Annotated in this window: 14 protein-coding genes; 7 read left to right on the top strand and 7 right to left on the bottom strand. The window is 54.7% G+C overall.

The annotated features are described in order from the left end of the window. The first annotated feature begins 39 nt into the window (after positions 1–39). Positions 40–882, top strand: a complete 843-nt coding sequence (locus tag ACTJJA_RS06325) for a LysR family transcriptional regulator (RefSeq protein WP_010431009.1) — start codon at positions 40–42, stop codon at positions 880–882. On the opposite strand, the gene ACTJJA_RS06320 is transcribed toward ACTJJA_RS06325, so the two are convergent. Beyond that, the gene (locus ACTJJA_RS06320) at positions 869–2,374 is read right to left on the bottom strand and encodes a carboxylesterase/lipase family protein (RefSeq protein WP_440666861.1); all 1,506 of its coding nucleotides are present in this window, start codon (positions 2,372–2,374) and stop codon (positions 869–871) included. The two genes, ACTJJA_RS06325 and ACTJJA_RS06320, sit on opposite strands and share 14 nt — an antisense overlap. 42 nt (positions 2,375–2,416) lie before the next feature. Next, positions 2,417–3,760, bottom strand: a complete 1,344-nt coding sequence (gene hglS / locus ACTJJA_RS06315; protein WP_440666859.1) for a 2-oxoadipate dioxygenase/decarboxylase HglS — start codon at positions 3,758–3,760, stop codon at positions 2,417–2,419. A 227-nt stretch (positions 3,761–3,987) separates the two neighbouring features. On the opposite strand from hglS, the gene ACTJJA_RS06310 reads away from it, so the two are divergent. Both ACTJJA_RS06310 and ACTJJA_RS06305 read left to right on the top strand, forming a co-directional pair. Then, positions 3,988–4,911 (top strand): LysR substrate-binding domain-containing protein, encoded by a 924-nt coding sequence (locus ACTJJA_RS06310; RefSeq protein WP_440666857.1) that lies wholly within the window; start codon positions 3,988–3,990, stop codon positions 4,909–4,911. A gap of 261 nt (positions 4,912–5,172) precedes the next feature. Next, entirely contained in the window at positions 5,173–7,557 is a 2,385-nt protein-coding gene (locus tag ACTJJA_RS06305) for a glucose/quinate/shikimate family membrane-bound PQQ-dependent dehydrogenase (protein WP_440666855.1), read from the top strand. A gap of 120 nt (positions 7,558–7,677) precedes the next feature. Here ACTJJA_RS06305 and ACTJJA_RS06300 read toward each other — a convergent pair whose 3' ends face one another. From ACTJJA_RS06300 to ACTJJA_RS06290, 3 genes are all read right to left on the bottom strand, one after another. Beyond that, positions 7,678–9,369, bottom strand: coding sequence for a methyl-accepting chemotaxis protein (locus ACTJJA_RS06300; protein WP_440666853.1), 1,692 nt, complete (start codon positions 9,367–9,369; stop codon positions 7,678–7,680). Between the two features lie 285 nt (positions 9,370–9,654). Further along, positions 9,655–10,773, bottom strand: a complete 1,119-nt coding sequence (locus ACTJJA_RS06295; RefSeq protein WP_010430994.1) for an S-(hydroxymethyl)glutathione dehydrogenase/class III alcohol dehydrogenase — start codon at positions 10,771–10,773, stop codon at positions 9,655–9,657. Positions 10,774–10,803: 30 nt separating this feature from the next. Next, positions 10,804–11,079 carry a metal/formaldehyde-sensitive transcriptional repressor gene (locus tag ACTJJA_RS06290; protein ID WP_003857256.1) on the bottom strand — a complete coding sequence of 92 codons (276 nt, stop codon included), beginning with the start codon at positions 11,077–11,079 and terminating at the stop codon, positions 10,804–10,806. Positions 11,080–11,313: 234 nt separating this feature from the next. Here ACTJJA_RS06290 and ACTJJA_RS06285 point away from each other — a divergent pair, with 234 nt between their 5' ends. Together ACTJJA_RS06285 and ACTJJA_RS06280 are read left to right on the top strand one after the other, a co-directional pair. Beyond that, a complete protein-coding gene (locus tag ACTJJA_RS06285; protein ID WP_410974788.1) occupies positions 11,314–11,682 on the top strand; it encodes a hypothetical protein in 369 nt (122 codons plus the stop codon). Next, positions 11,682–12,185 (top strand): YbjP/YqhG family protein, encoded by a 504-nt coding sequence (locus ACTJJA_RS06280; RefSeq protein ID WP_126816472.1) that lies wholly within the window; start codon positions 11,682–11,684, stop codon positions 12,183–12,185. Before ACTJJA_RS06285 ends, ACTJJA_RS06280 begins: the two co-directional genes overlap by 1 nt. A gap of 28 nt (positions 12,186–12,213) precedes the next feature. Here ACTJJA_RS06280 and ACTJJA_RS06275 read toward each other — a convergent pair whose 3' ends face one another. After that, entirely contained in the window at positions 12,214–13,137 is a 924-nt protein-coding gene (locus ACTJJA_RS06275) for a LysR family transcriptional regulator (RefSeq protein WP_440666848.1), read from the bottom strand. Between the two features lie 91 nt (positions 13,138–13,228). On the opposite strand from ACTJJA_RS06275, the gene ACTJJA_RS06270 reads away from it, so the two are divergent. Both ACTJJA_RS06270 and ACTJJA_RS06265 read left to right on the top strand, forming a co-directional pair. Next, complete coding sequence (locus ACTJJA_RS06270; protein WP_440666846.1) at positions 13,229–13,705, top strand: N-acetyltransferase family protein; 477 nt, start codon at positions 13,229–13,231, stop codon at positions 13,703–13,705. Positions 13,706–13,839: 134 nt separating this feature from the next. Beyond that, entirely contained in the window at positions 13,840–14,112 is a 273-nt protein-coding gene (locus ACTJJA_RS06265) for a DUF883 family protein (RefSeq protein ID WP_089601338.1), read from the top strand. A gap of 25 nt (positions 14,113–14,137) precedes the next feature. On the opposite strand, the gene ACTJJA_RS06260 is transcribed toward ACTJJA_RS06265, so the two are convergent. Next, complete coding sequence (locus ACTJJA_RS06260; RefSeq protein WP_440666843.1) at positions 14,138–15,601, bottom strand: EAL domain-containing protein; 1,464 nt, start codon at positions 15,599–15,601, stop codon at positions 14,138–14,140. Between the last annotated feature and the right edge of the window lie 115 nt (positions 15,602–15,716).

Below are 15,716 nucleotides of genomic sequence, written 5' to 3'. Positions count from 1 at the left end.
CATAATAGCCATGAGAAAAACGCATAGCTGAGGTGTAGTATGTCGCGCCGTTCATTCCCGCTTAATGCCATCGACGCCTTTTTAATCACCGCGCGTCATCTGAACCTTACCCATGCGGCGCAGGAGCTTTGCCTGACGCAGGGTGCCGTGAGCCGCAAAATTGCCTCACTCGAAGCGTGGTTTGGCTTTCCCCTGTTCGAACGCCATGCGCGCGGGCTGCGGCTCTCTCCCCAGGGCAGCGCCCTGCTTCCTGAAATGCAATCGGCCTTTACGCAGTTACTGAACGTTGCGGATCGGGCGCGGGCGCACCAGACCGTTATTCGCCTGAAAGCGCCGACCTGCGCCATGCGCTGGCTAATTCCCCGGCTTTTGGACGTGGAGCGCGAACAGCCGGATCTGCAAATTGCGTTGACCACCACGACCGATCACAACGTCAATTTCAAAACCGAGTCTTACGATGCCGCCATTGTTTTCGGCACCCACATGAGCGCGGGCGATTTGCTGTTTGAAGAGGCGCTGACGCCGGTGCTTAGCCCACTCCGGGCCGGCGCAACGCTGGGCGCCTTGACTTTTCTTCATCCGACAAGAGATAAAACCGACTGGTCATTGTGGCTGGCGAAACAGGAAAGCCCGGCGTTTGTTATGCACAAAAATCAACACTTCGACACCATGGATCTCGCCATTACTGCTGCCATTCAGGGACTCGGCGTCGCCATTGCTGACGAAACGCTGGTGGCGGAAGATGTTCGCGCAGGAAGGCTGTTGCGGCCTTATGAGACAAGCATAAAAACCGGCGCGAGCTACCGGCTGGTGCTGCGCGAAACGCCAGGCGAGGAAAATGGTCTGGCGGCGTTTCGCGCCTGTTTGCTTAATCGAGGCTGACGTGGTGCTTCATCACCCGTTTGAAGAGACTCATGCGGGCGCGCATAAAGCGGTTTTCAAGCCTGAAACCTGCATGTTTATTCACTCCAATACGCAACAATACGTCGCGCCCTTTGCGACAGGCGGGCCAGTGCACCGGTCCGGATAAGCTGTCCTGCGCCCCGGCCTCACGCGCGAAGCTCACCCAGTAATCCGCGACCTGGGCAGCAAACTGCAGATCGCGTTCGTTCACGTACTGACGAGAAGGTTCCACCTGACCCAGGGTATCGAACACGTAAGGCACTTCATTGCCGTGCCAGGCACCGTTGATATAGGTGCCATGTTCCGCTTCCGCGACATAATCAAACCAGTAGCGCCAGCACAGTCCGCCCACACGCTGCTGAGCCTGCATCGCCACATAGCCCATCGTGGTAAAGGCCATATCACGGCACACCTGTCTGCCCAGCTCTTCATCCCCCTTCACGCCCGGATAGAGCAGCTTAATTAGCCCCAGGCCAAAGCGTCGTTCCTGGCGAAGCTTCTGAATTTGCCCGGCAAGATCCACGCCAAACACCGCCATCACGCTGGCTTCATCGCTGTTCGAACCTATCATTAGCGGAACGGGATGCTGTCGCGCGGCAAAGAACACATCCAGCATCGCTTCCGGCAAGACGCAATCCCCAACGACGGGCGCAGGCGCAACGTTCAGCGGCGACGTGAGCGGCCAGAAGGCCTCAGGCGACAGCGCGCGCAGCTGCTCGGCGGTGGCGTTCTCCAGCCCAAAATGGGCGGCTATCGCTTCCCCTTTTTGCAGGGCTTTCTCGCGCGGCGTATCCGGTAAGGTGTACCCGCTTTGCACGATCGCTTTATGGAACAATCCTTCCGCCAGCGGCGATGCCATCAGCGACAACACGCTGCGCGCGCCCGCAGATTCACCAAACAGCGTCACGCAGTTCGGATCCCCGCCAAATGCGGCAATGTTATCCCGCACCCACTCCAGCGCGGCGATCTGGTCAAGTAACGCAAAGTTATGCACCACGCGGCTTTCTTCACCTTCCAGCGCCGGATGCGCGAAAAAGCCGAGATGACCCAGACGGTAGTTGACCGTCACAACCACCACGCCGCGCGATGCCAGCGCTTTACCGTTGTATGGCGGCAGGCTACCCGCGCCAATCGTGAACCCGCCGCCGTGCAGCCAGACCATGACCGGAAGCAGCCCGGCGCGATCGACGGGAGACCAGACGTTAAGATAGAGACAATCTTCCGAGAACTGGCCGGGATCGCCGCCGCCGAGCTCTTTGCAGTACTCAATGCTTTGCCAGCTTGAGGGCGAAAACGTCGTTGCCTGCCGTTCGCCCTGCCAGCTTTCCGGCGGACGCGGAGAGCGCCAGCGCCAGTCGCCCACGGGCGGTGCAGCGTAGGGGATCCCACACCACACATGAATATTGTTGTCTGTAAAACCAGTCAGTGCGCCCTGGCGCGTTTCAACCACAGGGGCGGAGGGATTTTGCATAACCACCTTCTTTTTCCATCACACCCCTGCAGAGTAACGATTTCAGAGCAAACCGCAACGCTGTTTGCTGCGCGCTTCTGCCTCCTGATAGAGGGTGAATTCGTCATATACCGTACAGCCCAGCGCCGCTTCAAAGGCCTCGCGGCTGGCATTTCCCTGACTGCGCGCCTGGGTTTCATTTCCGAGGTTGGACTGGAAAATACCCGCCGCGCTAACCGGCAGAAAATCTTCATACGTTATAGGTTGAGCAACCACCCAGCCGCGTTCGATCAGCGGCTGCGGATCGTCCCCCGGTCGAAACGCGTGGCGATGCGCTTCACCCGCTGGCGTCAGGCGATAGCGGAAATAGGCCAGCTCCTGACGGCGCAGGAACATTTCACTGTCCGGAAATGCGCTAAACACCTCGCGCAGATGCAGCTGGTGCGTAAGGTTATCTTTACCGGTACCGGCCTGGCTTAACAGACTGTCGTACAGCTCCCGACCTTTCGGCGTCAGCGCAACGCCACGCTGTTCAATTTCACCGAAGCGTGCGGTATGCGTTCCCTTATGTTCCCCGGCGAAAAGAACCGGTTCTTCCAGAGCCTTAAAGCTGGTCTGACGCAGCAGGATCGGCACCTCACGGCGCGGCGGCCCTTCAATCAGGATTTTTGGCTCAATGCCGTACTTCGGCATCAGCTCCTGCACCCGGTCGATATCCAGCGTACGCGGGGTCAGATGGTTAATGTGGCAACCGGGGAAGCACACCACGTCGGCAATCAGCTTATGTTCTTTGCTCAGCGCCAGATAGGTATCCTGGTCGACCGTTGCGTGGCTATGCCAGCGGAATGTTTCCAGCGCTTCCTGAACAAACTCGCGCGCCTGCGTTTCAGTGAATGCGCCTTCTGACTCATGCAGCGCGATCAGTTCCAGGCAACGCGGCGTGAAAATGTTCCGCTGGGCGAGGATCCCGGCGGCACGCTCGCGCAGCCCGACATTTTCAATCAGCTCCAGGCGCAGCAGCGAGGTAAAAATACGAAACGGATTACGACACAGCGCCGCATCGTCCACCGGGCGGAATGCCGTGGAATGGACAGGCACCGCCGCCTGTGAGAGATCGTAATAGCTGACCGGATACATTCCCATAATGGCGAACATGCGGCGCAAGGTGGACAGTTCCCGCGCGGTGCCGACGCGAATTGCGCCGTGACGTTCGACATTCAGGCGCGCGAGTTCATCCGCGTTCGCCAGCTGTTCATGTAAGAGTGGATTATTTTCAAGAACCGCCAGGTTAACGTCCGCCACCAGTTCCAGCAAGGTGCCGTACTGCGGAACTTCCTGCTGGTACATCGCCGACATAGCCTGCGAAAAGTGTTCCCGAATATCATCAGCCGTGATGGTGTTCGCCATGATGTCATGCCTCCAGTGAATATTACCTGGAGTGTAGAGAAGCCCGTTCCTTCCGGCGGGAAGAATTTACGAATTGTGATCCAGGCAGACGAGTGGTCAAAGCCTGTGCATGACCAAAAACAGGTTGTAACTCAAACAGATCAAATGTTAAAAATATTTTGCTATCAAGTTATCAAAATCAAACAACTTAACTTGTCACCCGCATCGCTCTGTTTTTAACATCGCCTATGGAAAAAAATGGTCTGTTCAGTCAGCGCATACGCTTGCGCCATTTGCATACATTTGTGGCCGTCGCTCAACAGGGAACGCTGGGGCGAGCGGCTGAAACCCTTAACCTGAGTCAACCTGCACTTTCAAAAACCCTGAACGAGCTGGAACAGCTTACCGGAACGCGGCTCTTCGATCGCGGTCGTCTGGGCGCACAGCTCACGCTCGTGGGTGAGCAATTTCTGACGCACGCGGTAAAAGTGCTGGATGCTCTCAACACCGCAGGCCAGGCGTTGAACCGGAAAGAGGAACCTGCCAGCGATATCGTGCGCGTGGGCGCGCTTCCTACCGCGGCGCTGGGCATTTTGCCTGCGGTGATTGGTCAGTTTCACAAGCAGCAAAAGCACGCCACGATTCAGGTTGCCACCATGAATAACACGATGCTGCTTGCCGGACTGAAAGCGGGCGAGCTGGATCTGGGTATTGGCAGAATGTCCGATCCGGAACTGATGAGCGGCCTCAATTACGAACTCTTGTTCCTGGAATCACTCAAGCTGGTTGTCCGTCCCGATCACCCGCTGTTGCAGGACACCGTGACCCTGAGCCGCGTCATGGAGTGGCCGGTTGTTGTGTCACCAAAAGGTACGGTTCCGCGTCAGAGTGCCGAAACGCTACTCGAAATGCAGGGGTGCACGCTCCCGTCGGGCTGCATTGAAACCCTGTCAGCCTCTCTTTCGCGCCAGCTTACCGTGGACTATGACTACGTCTGGTTCGTCCCTTCAGGTGCTGTCAAAGACGATTTGCGCCGTGGCACCCTGACCGCACTCCCGGTGACCTCGCCGGGAGCCGGGGAACCTATTGGGATCCTGACCCGTGTTGATGCCCCGCTCTCCTCAGGCGCACAAGCGCTGTTAAGCGCGATCCGCAAGTCCATGCCAGCCTGATGTCCCTGCCCTGACCCGCCGTAAAGGCGGGTTTACCTTCTCTTGGGCAAATAATGCGAAATCATTCATTAACAATTGCGTAAAACAATTTAACAGTTTTATCATAGCCGCGAATTCACCAAATGGTTCGCACACGAATTTATACGAGTGAATTTCACGCTATTCAAACGGTAAAAACATCATAACGCCCGTCCTGCATGACCCAATTGGTACAGATGCGCACAGCACACCAGACGGGCGGGCGTGTTTAAGGAGATAGACATGGCATTTGGCAGCGCGCCACGCGGGTTACCTCGTATCCTGCAGTGGCTCCTTGTCGGACTGATGATGCTCATCGGTCTGGCAGTCGGCGGGCTGGGCTTGAAGCTCGCTACAGTAGGTGGAAGCCTGTACTTCCTGATCATGGGTGCGGTGATGGTAATTGCTGCCATCCTGATATTCACCAACCGCACCAGCGGCATGGTGCTGTATGGTATCGCGTTTATCGCCTCGTTATTCTGGGCGGTAAACGATGCAGGCTGGGATTTTTGGCCGCTCTTTTCCCGCCTCTTCACCTTCGCCGTGCTGGCGTTCCTGTGCGCCATTGTGTGGCCCTTCCTGCGCGCCGCGAATACGCGTGAGCCGGTTAACAAAGCGCCCGCTTTTGGCATTGCCGCCGTGCTGGCCGTGGTCATGCTGGTCAGCCTGGGCTGGATGTTTAAGCCGCAGACGCTGGTTGCCGCGAATGAATCAGTGCCGGTAAAACCTGTCGCCGAAGGCGAGCAGCAGAAAAACTGGGCGCACTGGGGGAACACGACCCACGGCGATCGCTTTGCCGCGCTGGACCAGATTAACAAGCAAAACGTCAGCCATCTTAAAGTCGCCTGGGTTGCACACACCGGGGATATCCCGCAGAGCAACGGCTCGGGTGCGGAAGATCAGAATACCCCGTTACAGATTGGCGACACGCTGTATGTCTGTACGCCGTACAGCAAAGTGCTGGCGCTGGACGTAGATTCCGGTAAAGAAAAATGGCGTTACGATTCTAAAGCTACGGCCCCTAACTGGCAGCGCTGCCGCGGTCTGGGCTATTTTGAAGATAGCTCAAGCGTGACAGCCTCACAGACGGAAACACAGCCTGCGGCATGCCCTCGCCGTCTGTTCCTGCCGACTACCGATGCCCGCCTGATTGCCATCAATGCGGATAACGGCAAGGTCTGCGAAGACTTCGGCGACCACGGCACCGTGGATCTGAGCGTCGGCATGGGTGAGATCAAGCCCGGGTATTATCAGCAGACCTCCACGCCGCTGGTGGCCGGGAATGTCGTTGTCGTCGGCGGTCGCGTCGCGGATAACTTCTCCACCGGCGAACCGCCGGGCGTAGTGCGCGCATACGATGTTCACACCGGCAAGCTGGCCTGGGCGTGGGATCCGGGTAATCCGAACCTCACCGGCCTGCCGCCGGAAGGCCAGACCTACACGCGCGGCACGCCGAACGTCTGGTCAGCCATGTCTTACGATGCAAAACTCAATCTGATTTATCTGCCAACCGGCAACGCCACCCCGGACTTCTGGGCGGGTGAACGTACCGCGCTGGACGACAAATACAGCTCCTCCATCGTGGCCGTCGACGCAACGACCGGTCAGGTGCGCTGGCATTTCCAGACCACCCACCACGATCTGTGGGACTTTGACCTGCCTTCCCAGCCGCTGCTGTACGATCTCCCTGACGGTAAAGGCGGCACCACGCCGGTGCTGGTGCAGACCAGCAAGCAGGGCATGATCTTCATGCTTAACCGCGAAACCGGTAAGCCGGTGGCGAAGGTTGAAGAACGTCCCGTTCCGGCGGGTAACGTTGAAGGTGAACGCTACTCCCCAACCCAGCCGTATTCCGTAGGTATGCCGATGATTGGCAACCAGACGCTGACCGAATCCGACATGTGGGGGGCGACGCCTGTTGACCTGCTGCTGTGCCGTATTCAGTTTAAAGAGATGCGTCATCAGGGCGTCTTCACCCCGCCGGGTCTGGACCGTTCCCTGCAGTTCCCTGGCTCTCTCGGCGGGATGAACTGGGGCAGCGTGTCGGTTGACCCGAACAATGGCCTGATGTTCGTCAACGATATGCGTCTGGGTCTGGCGAACTATATGGTTCCTCGCGCGAATGTTGCGAAAAATGCCAGCGGCATTGAGATGGGGATTGTCCCCATGGACGGCACGCCGTTCGGCGCGATGCGTGAGCGCTTCCTGTCACCGCTGGGCATTCCGTGCCAGAAACCGCCGTTTGGCACCATGTCAGCGGTCGATCTGAAATCCGGCAAGCTGGTGTGGCAGGTTCCTGTCGGCACCGTGGAAGATACCGGTCCGCTGGGCATTCGTATGCATATGCCAATCCCAATCGGCATGCCAACCCTTGGCGCATCGCTCTCCACGCAGTCTGGCCTGCTGTTCTTCGCCGGTACTCAGGATTTCTACCTGCGCGCGTTTGATACCGCCACCGGGAAAGAGATCTGGAAAGACCGTCTGCCGGTAGGCAGCCAGTCCGGGCCGATGACCTACGTTTCACCGAAAACCGGTAAACAGTACATCATCATTAATGCAGGCGGAGCACGTCAGTCGCCGGATCGCGGTGATTACGTGATCGCGTATGCGTTACCCGATAAGAAGTAACAGATGAAAAAAGGGACCGAAAGGTCCCTTTTTTTGCCCGGTGGCGCTGCGCTTACGCGGGCCTACTGACACGTTTTTTGTAGGTCGGGTAAGCGCAGCGCCACCCGACAAACCCGCAACTCAGAACGTCTCCCAGTTATCCCCGGAAACCGTAGCCACTGGGCGCAATGGTACACCCTTCGCCACTGGCGCAGACGCTACCGCACGCCCCGCCGTTGCCCCGTTCAGCCGAAATGCCCCTACTGCTTCTGTCAGACGCGCACCCTGTTCTTCCAGCGATGCCGCGGCCGCTGAGGCTTCTTCCACCAGCGAGGCGTTTTGCTGGGTGACTTTATCCATCTCAGAAATGGCCTGGCTCACCTGGACAATGCCACGGCTCTGCTCGTCGGACGCGGCAGCAATTTCCAGCATGATATCGGTGACGCGCTTCACCGCCTCGACGATTTCATTCATGGTGTTCCCCGCCGCGACCACTTCACCCGACCCCTGGTCAATCAGGGTCACCGACTCGTTGATCAGGCTTTCAATCTCTTTTGCGGCGTTGGCGCTGCGGCTTGCCAGCGTACGCACTTCACTCGCCACCACCGCAAAGCCTCGTCCCTGTTCGCCTGCACGCGCCGCTTCGACGGCGGCGTTCAGCGCCAGAATATTGGTCTGGAAGGCAATGCTGTTAATCACGGCGGTAATTTCTGAAATTTTCTTCGAACTGGTCGAGATATTGCCCATCGTTTTCACCACGCCGGACACCATCTGGCCGCCGCGGCTGGCTTTGCCGGAGGCATCTTCCGCCAGTTTGCTGGCATGATGGGCGTTATCGGCGTTCTGTTTCACCGTTGCAGTCAACTGCTCCATGCTGGCGGCGGTCTGCTCAATCGCGGCTGCCTGCTGTTCGGTACGAGAAGAGAGGTCGGTATTCCCCGCAGAGATCTCGCTGGTGCCGCGATAAATCTCTTCTGCCCCCTGGCGCACGGTGCCTACGGTGGTCACCAGCGAATGCTGCATGGTTTGCAGATCCCGCGTCAGGCGACCGATTTCGCTCCGGCTTGTCGGATCGTCCGGCATGGTTAAATCACCTTTCGCGATATTCTCAATGCGAGTGGCTGCACGCTGAAGCGGGTTAATCACCGTCCGGCGCAGCACCACAAAGGTCATGGCCGTTAACACCAGCGCCAGCGCAAACGCGCCGACCATAAACATCAGCCCTAGCTGTGTACGGGTGTGGGCCTGAGCGGTTAGCGCGCTGGCACGATCGGTACGGATTTTGATGGCCTTCAGCAGGACGGCGTTGTAGGCGTCATCCAGCGGACGCGCGGTTTCGTTTTCATGATTGATGATCGCCTCAAACATGCCGTTTTTGGCAAATTTCACCATCGGCTGCAGCCCCGCAATATAGGCGTCATAGCGTGCTTTCAGCTCAGCATCCAGCGCTTCGTCCGCTGAGGTGCGCACGGCGCGATTCATATAGGCGGTAAAGCTTGACTGCGATTGCTTGATGCGTGTTTCCGCCTCGCTGATGTTTTGCTTCATCGCCTCCATTTCCGCGATACGGCTGGCCGCACCGGCATGGATCATATTGATTCGCGCGGTACGTAAATGGTTGGAGCTGTTCGAAAGCCCCATACGCACCTGAATTTCTGATGTGACATCCTGCTGATCGGTATCAGCCTGCAACAGGAAATACCCAGCCAGACCTGCGCTCAAGGCAAACAGAAGAATAATGCCACCGAGAATGGAGGAAAACAGCGGAACCAGCCTGATGTGATGCAAGAAGCCCAGCTTGCGCTGCGCCTGCATCGAAGTTGTGTTGTCCATGACCGTCGACTCTCTTATAGGTAAGATGCGTAAAAATATGCGTGTTATACCCTAAATAATTCGAGTTGCATGAAGGCGGCAAGGGAGTGAATCCCCGGGAGCTTACATAAGTAAGTGACTGGGGTGAACGAGTGCGGCCAACGCACAGGCAACTTGAAGTATGACGGGTATAGATAGTCATCGGCACGGCAGGGATTTAGATTACGGCTAAAAACGCCGCACTGGTCACACTTTAGAGAAGATTATTAAAGAAACGCCAGCGGCGAAAAACCGCTGGCAGAAGAGTTACTTGTCGCCGAAATGAATGACGGTACGAATGGATTTACCTTCATGCATCAGATCGAAAGCTTCGTTGATCTGCTCCAGCGGCAAACGGTGCGTAATGAACGGATCCAGCTGAATTTTGCCGACCATTGCATCTTCAACCATTCCCGGCAGCTGGGTACGCCCTTTCACGCCGCCAAACGCCGAACCGCGCCATACGCGACCGGTCACCAGCTGGAATGGACGCGTTTTGATCTCCTGACCCGCACCCGCCACGCCGATGATGATGCTCTCGCCCCAGCCCTTGTGGCAGCACTCCAGCGCGGAACGCATGACGTTCACGTTGCCGATACACTCGAAGCTAAAATCAACGCCGCCGTCGGTGAGCTCAACAATCACGTCCTGCACCGGCTTTTCGTGATCTTTCGGGTTCACGAAATCGGTCGCGCCCATTTCACCCGCCAGTTTGAATTTCTCCGGGTTGGTGTCGACAGCAATGATACGGCCTGCTTTCGCCTGCACCGCGCCCTGGATCACCGCCAGACCAATCCCACCGAGACCGAACACCGCAACGGTATCGCCTTCTTTCACTTTCGCCGTGTTGTGTACCGCACCGATACCGGTGGTCACGCCGCAGCCCAGCAGGCAGACTTTATCCAGCGGCGCCTGAGGGTTGACCTTCGCCAGTGAAATTTCCGCACAGACGGTGTACTCGCTAAACGTGCTGGTGCCCATGTAGTGATAAATCGGCTCGCCGTTGTAGGAGAAACGCGTAGTACCGTCCGGCATCAGGCCTTTGCCCTGGGTGGCGCGAACGGCCTGACAGAGGTTGGTTTTGCCGGATTTACAGAACTTACACTCGCCGCATTCTGCGGTGTAGAGAGGAATAACATGATCGCCCGGCTTCAGGCTGGTCACGCCCTCACCTACTTCAACCACGATACCGCCACCTTCGTGGCCGAGCACCGCCGGGAAAACGCCTTCAGGATCGTCACCGGACAGCGTAAACGCATCGGTATGGCACACGCCGGTATGGGTGATTTTGATCAGCACTTCGCCTTTCTTTGGCGGTGCAACGTCGATTTCAACGATTTTTAACGGCTGGCCTGGACCAAATGCGACGGCTGCGCGTGATTTCATAATGACTTCCCTTATGTGATGTCTGTGGGTTTATTTTAGATAAGAGCGCAGCAAATGGCCGACTTCCGCCATCCGAACTGCCCGCTGATCCGGGGTTGTCTCCCCCGTCACCAGCTCATCTTTGAGGTGAATTTCGACCATTTCGCCCATCAGGCCATTGGCAGCGCCACGCACGGCGGCGATTTGCTGCAATATGGCAAGGCAGGGATCGCCCGATTCCAGCGCACGTTCAAGGGCATCAACCTGGCCCCGAATGCGACGGACGCGCGTAAGAATGCGTTTTTTATCTTCGGGTGAATGTGGCATACGCCCTCCGTTAAGATACTATAGGGGGGTATGGTATTTTACTTTCCTGGTGATGTAAACCTTCTATTTCCGCCGCAACAACAGCGTATCTACTGCATATCATCAGCCAAGCAAATGAAAACCCCAAAAGATATAACTAACTGAAATATTTGATTTTTCAATAACATTAATTGCCTAACCGGATTCAACCTCACGTTGTTTAGTGACTTTTTCCTATACAACAGGAGTTAACAAATGGCATGGAACAAACACGCAGCAGCTCTACACGCACGCCAGAATGCCGGCACTTCATCGCAAAGACGTTGTGGAGAATTTACGCGTAAGGCAATACGTGCAGGTGGCGTGGATATTGGCAATGCACCTAACGCAAAAGACTATGGCAGTAACCTTGAACGAGCAGGTTTCCGAGTTTTAGGGCAAGGTGAAATATTACAGGAAGGCGACGTGGTTGTTATTCAACCTTATGATGGCGGTAATCCTGCGGGCCATATGGCAATTTATGACGGCACAACCTGGTACTCTGATTTCAGACAAAGAGATATGTGGGGTGGTCCGGGATATCGCTCCGCACGACCTACTTACAAGATTTACAGGAAAAACTAATGCGTAACGTTCTTTTGATGTGCCTGTTTCTGACGGGGTGTGCAACACAGATGGTTACGCCTGAAAAACGTACACATGATTTTTATACGTTCTACCTCATGGCTTTCGTCACAGACAGCAAAGAAGATGATCTCGATTCACTAAAAATGCGTGACTATATTGCGCAAGACACGCTCTCCCGACTGCAGAAAATATCCTCTCTCTATGAGCAGGAAATTATCGGTTCCGACTATTTTACCTATACGCAGGACTATGCGGCGGAGTGGATCCCTGACCTAAGCGTAAGCAATGCGATTAACTATGCGTCCGGAAAAGTTGTTAACGTTCAGCTGGGTGTGGGTAATGAGCGGAAACTGCAGCTAAAAGTGTATCTGCGCACAGAAGACGGTAAATGGAAAATTTATCGCGTAACTGACGTAAGCCATCATTTCGAACAGTATATTTTTGACGACAGGGCGATTGCTGCCGCACAACGATATGCGGCCGGTATTACCTCTCCATAATTAGTAAGTTCGGTCAGGATTCTGGCGTTTAGCGGCCAGTCTGCGCCAGCATTTGCAACTCCTCCTTAAGCCATCGAGTCGCGCCCCGCTGGCCGCTGCGTTTATGCGAATAAATTTTCACTTCAAACGTGCGTATCGAAAACGGTAAAGGAAAAATCCTCAGGTCAGCTGCCGCAGCCAGCTTCTCAGCGGCAAAACGGGGGATCGCCATCAGCAGGTCGCTTTCCGCAACGATAAAGGGCGCGCTGAGCATCGACGGCGTTTTGATCGCAATTTGTCGGGTATAGCCCAGTTGTTCGAGCCGCACGTCCAGAACGCCTTGCTTCTCATTCCATGGCGTCACCACCAGGTGTCGTGCTGCGAGATAATCCTCCAGCGTCAGACGCGTCCGGCGTGCGTTGCTGATGACCACATACTCATCTTCAAACCAGTCGATCTCTTCCAGTTCCGGGTGCCGGGTATCATCCTGAGTGCTGAACCCCAGCGCGAGATCCACTTCACCTGCCAGCAGTTCCGTCAGCGCCGGGCTGTGCGGCAGATAGCGTAATTCGAAACGCAAACCCGGGGCAGCAAGCTGCAGTTTGTGCATCAGCACGGGGAAAATGCACAGCGCGGTAAAGTCCGTAATCCCAATTTGTAAGCTTTCGGTACTGTTGGCCGGGTCAAACTCTGGCTGCGGGGTCAGCTCATGATTCAGGAACGACAATGCGGAAGCAATAGAAGGCGCAAGCTGAGTGGCATACACGCTGGGGGACATGCGATGCCCTTCCCGAAAAAAAAGCGGGTCATTAAGGGTAATGCGTAAACGCGACAGCGCATGGCTCAGCGCCGAAGTACTCATCGCCAGCTCATCAGCGGCCAGCCGAACGGAACGGTGGCGGTAAATCGCGTCGAAAACGGGCAGCAGGTTTAAATCAAGGCGTCTCAGTGCCGGATGCATAATATTCATCATTTGTTGATTTCATTGCACTTAATTCTTCGGACAATACTCCGTATGCTTAACGCCATCAATCGAAATACAGGCTACAAAAACAGGAAAAACAATGAGCATAACCATTCGTCAGGCCCGTCCCGAAGATGCGGCGGCAATTTACGACATGATCTACGAGCTCGCGGTGTATGAAAAAGCGCCGGAAGAAGTCGTGACCACGCCAGAGGAGATCCGGGAAACGCTCTTTGGCACCGGCAGTCAAACCGAAGCGTTGATCGCGGAATATGAAGGTAAGATCGCCGGCTATGCCGTGTTCTTCACCAGCTATTCTACCTGGCTAGGACGCAACGGTATTTACATGGAAGACCTGTACGTTTCCCCGGATTATCGTGGAAAAGGCGCGGGAAGAGCGCTGCTGAAACATATCGCGCAGCTCGCGGTAAAACGGCAGTGCGGCCGCCTTGAATGGAGCGTGCTTGACTGGAACCAGCCCGCCATTGATTTTTACCTGAGCATAGGCGCGCTGCCGCAGTCCGAATGGGTTCGCTATCGTCTTGATGGCGAAGCGCTGCTGAGTTTTGCCGAATAACAGCGTCTCTCTGTGTGAGTCCCCCGCACAGAGATATATCCGAAAACAGCCCTGTCAGGTGCCGAAATTAACCTTTCGTCTCTCACATCCTTAAAGAGCGGCTATCCTTTAATTATCAACAAAAGGAGGTAAAAATGTCCGATCTCGGTACTGATAAAAACACCCAGTTTGCAGAAGACAAGGCCAAAAATAAGCTTGATGAACTGGCAGGTTCAGCGCAGCAGCAGTTTGGTGAATTCGTTGATTCACCAAAGCATCAGGTCAAAGGTGCGGCGAGAAAATATGCCGCCCAGGCCAGCGATGCCGTTTCTGACGTAACGGAAGCGGTTAAGAATAATCCGCTTACCGGGCTCATTGCCGCCGGTGCAGTGGGTATTGTTCTCGGCCTGCTACTGGGACGAAAATAATAAAGGCCCTCCGGGGCTTTATTTTCTAGCTAAACATTCTTACCATCCTGTCTAATTCTTCCTCTTTTACAGCCCGCGACAGATAATAACCCTGGAAGCTTTTCACCCCCAGCTCAACTAATTTTTCAAACTTCTCTTCACTGTCAACGCCCTCTGCGATGCAATCCGTTCCGGTCATGTCGCTATAAATTTGTATCGCTTTAATGAGATGGTAGTCATTATCATTTGCCACAAAATGTTCGACGATATCCCGGTCAAGCTTCAGCCCATCAAAATGCACCTGCCTGACGGGGAACAGGGTGTGATGGTTGGAGAAGCAGTCGTCCAAAAATAATCTACACCCCGTGTTCCGCAGGAGACGCATGGTTTCAGGGATCCTGCTGTCCTTCATCACATCAATGCTTTCCGCGAACTCAAACACCAGCTTTTCCGCCCACTGCGGTTTGAGCAGCATGCCGGTGGCCTTCCTGGCCATATCCGGTAAGGCATTCCCGGAGGCCAGACGTGGGGGAATATTCACGGAAAAATAAAACTTCCCATTATATTTATTAATTCCGCAAACGGCGGCGTGGATGACCAACGCCGTAATCTTTAACCATATTTCATGATGTGAGATATCATTAAGGAAGCTGGCGGGCTTAACAATTTTACCGTTTTTATTCCAGCGAATAAGTATCTCAAAGCCTACCCCTTTTTTATCACGATCGGTAATGATCTGATACGCTGGAAATATTTCTCTTTTCAACAGTGCGTTATAAATATCGACTTCTTTATCGGTGAATCCTTCATTTCTATTGGGCATGACGTCACGGCTTTCCGCTCTAAAATTGTGCGGATCGTTTAGCCATTGTCTAATCACATGTAATTTATTCATCCCTTCCTTACGGTGAGTATAAATAGTTTTATTAGACAACCCCGTGCTTTCACACTGCTCTTTTACGGACATCCCTCGGTAGAAGCGTAATAAAACATCAATCTCTCTTTTTGTTAAGCCTTTTATTTTTACCTGGTTGGCGGATGCCATATATTGGCTGCGTAATAAGCGCGAACGTTCCTTAAGCTTTTCGCCGCGAATATTAAGGCTGGATGCCAAATCAGCAACGCTGGATATACGAATCACTGACAATTGCTGGCTATTATTTAAAAGGCTTCTCAGCGTACAATAGAGCCAACCATCGGGGATGTCACCATACAGGGTTACGCGTCGAATAACGGGCAGCGCGTTCAGCACTGATGCCAGCCGCTTCAGGCTGGCAAGAAGTTCCACAACGCCCTTCCCAAGAAATACTGAAACGCTAGCGTGCTGATTTTTAACGACATCTTCAAGATCTCGTTGGTGCACCTCATCTTCTTCAAAGTGTATAAGTGAGGCGTTTATCCCATACTGTTTGAGCAGCAGACAATATCCCTGAAATGTGAAACAGCAGGTTGAGATGACAAATTTTTGCTCATCGCAAGCAGTATTTCTGAGAGACGTTTTTTGAGTCATAACCTGCTCCTGGGCACGAAAGCGCCAATCTCATTTTTATAAATGCAAAAAACTTAATTCACCTGGCTTGAATAATGATTTTACAGCACGCCGAGTGGTTAAGATATCGTTATCG

It is taken from the genome of Enterobacter sp. 22452 (assembly GCF_052045065.1).
GTDB classification, from domain to species: domain Bacteria; phylum Pseudomonadota; class Gammaproteobacteria; order Enterobacterales; family Enterobacteriaceae; genus Enterobacter; species Enterobacter mori.
This window is presented reverse-complemented; position numbering and strand designations above follow the sequence as displayed.

Bases quoted from the DNA above. Each gene is read 5' to 3' on its own strand.
- ACTJJA_RS06325 (WP_010431009.1), top strand. From the start codon at position 40: ATGTCGCGCCGTTCATTCCCGCTTAATGCCATCGACGCCTTTTTAATC.
- ACTJJA_RS06320 (WP_440666861.1), bottom strand. From the start codon at position 2,374: ATGCAAAATCCCTCCGCCCCTGTGGTTGAAACGCGCCAGGGCGCACTG.
- hglS (WP_440666859.1), bottom strand. From the start codon at position 3,760: ATGGCGAACACCATCACGGCTGATGATATTCGGGAACACTTTTCGCAG.
- ACTJJA_RS06310 (WP_440666857.1), top strand. From the start codon at position 3,988: ATGGAAAAAAATGGTCTGTTCAGTCAGCGCATACGCTTGCGCCATTTG.
- ACTJJA_RS06305 (WP_440666855.1), top strand. From the start codon at position 5,173: ATGGCATTTGGCAGCGCGCCACGCGGGTTACCTCGTATCCTGCAGTGG.
- ACTJJA_RS06300 (WP_440666853.1), bottom strand. From the start codon at position 9,369: ATGGACAACACAACTTCGATGCAGGCGCAGCGCAAGCTGGGCTTCTTG.
- ACTJJA_RS06295 (WP_010430994.1), bottom strand. From the start codon at position 10,773: ATGAAATCACGCGCAGCCGTCGCATTTGGTCCAGGCCAGCCGTTAAAA.
- ACTJJA_RS06290 (WP_003857256.1), bottom strand. From the start codon at position 11,079: ATGCCACATTCACCCGAAGATAAAAAACGCATTCTTACGCGCGTCCGT.
- ACTJJA_RS06285 (WP_410974788.1), top strand. From the start codon at position 11,314: ATGGCATGGAACAAACACGCAGCAGCTCTACACGCACGCCAGAATGCC.
- ACTJJA_RS06280 (WP_126816472.1), top strand. From the start codon at position 11,682: ATGCGTAACGTTCTTTTGATGTGCCTGTTTCTGACGGGGTGTGCAACA.
- ACTJJA_RS06275 (WP_440666848.1), bottom strand. From the start codon at position 13,137: ATGATGAATATTATGCATCCGGCACTGAGACGCCTTGATTTAAACCTG.
- ACTJJA_RS06270 (WP_440666846.1), top strand. From the start codon at position 13,229: ATGAGCATAACCATTCGTCAGGCCCGTCCCGAAGATGCGGCGGCAATT.
- ACTJJA_RS06265 (WP_089601338.1), top strand. From the start codon at position 13,840: ATGTCCGATCTCGGTACTGATAAAAACACCCAGTTTGCAGAAGACAAG.
- ACTJJA_RS06260 (WP_440666843.1), bottom strand. From the start codon at position 15,601: ATGACTCAAAAAACGTCTCTCAGAAATACTGCTTGCGATGAGCAAAAA.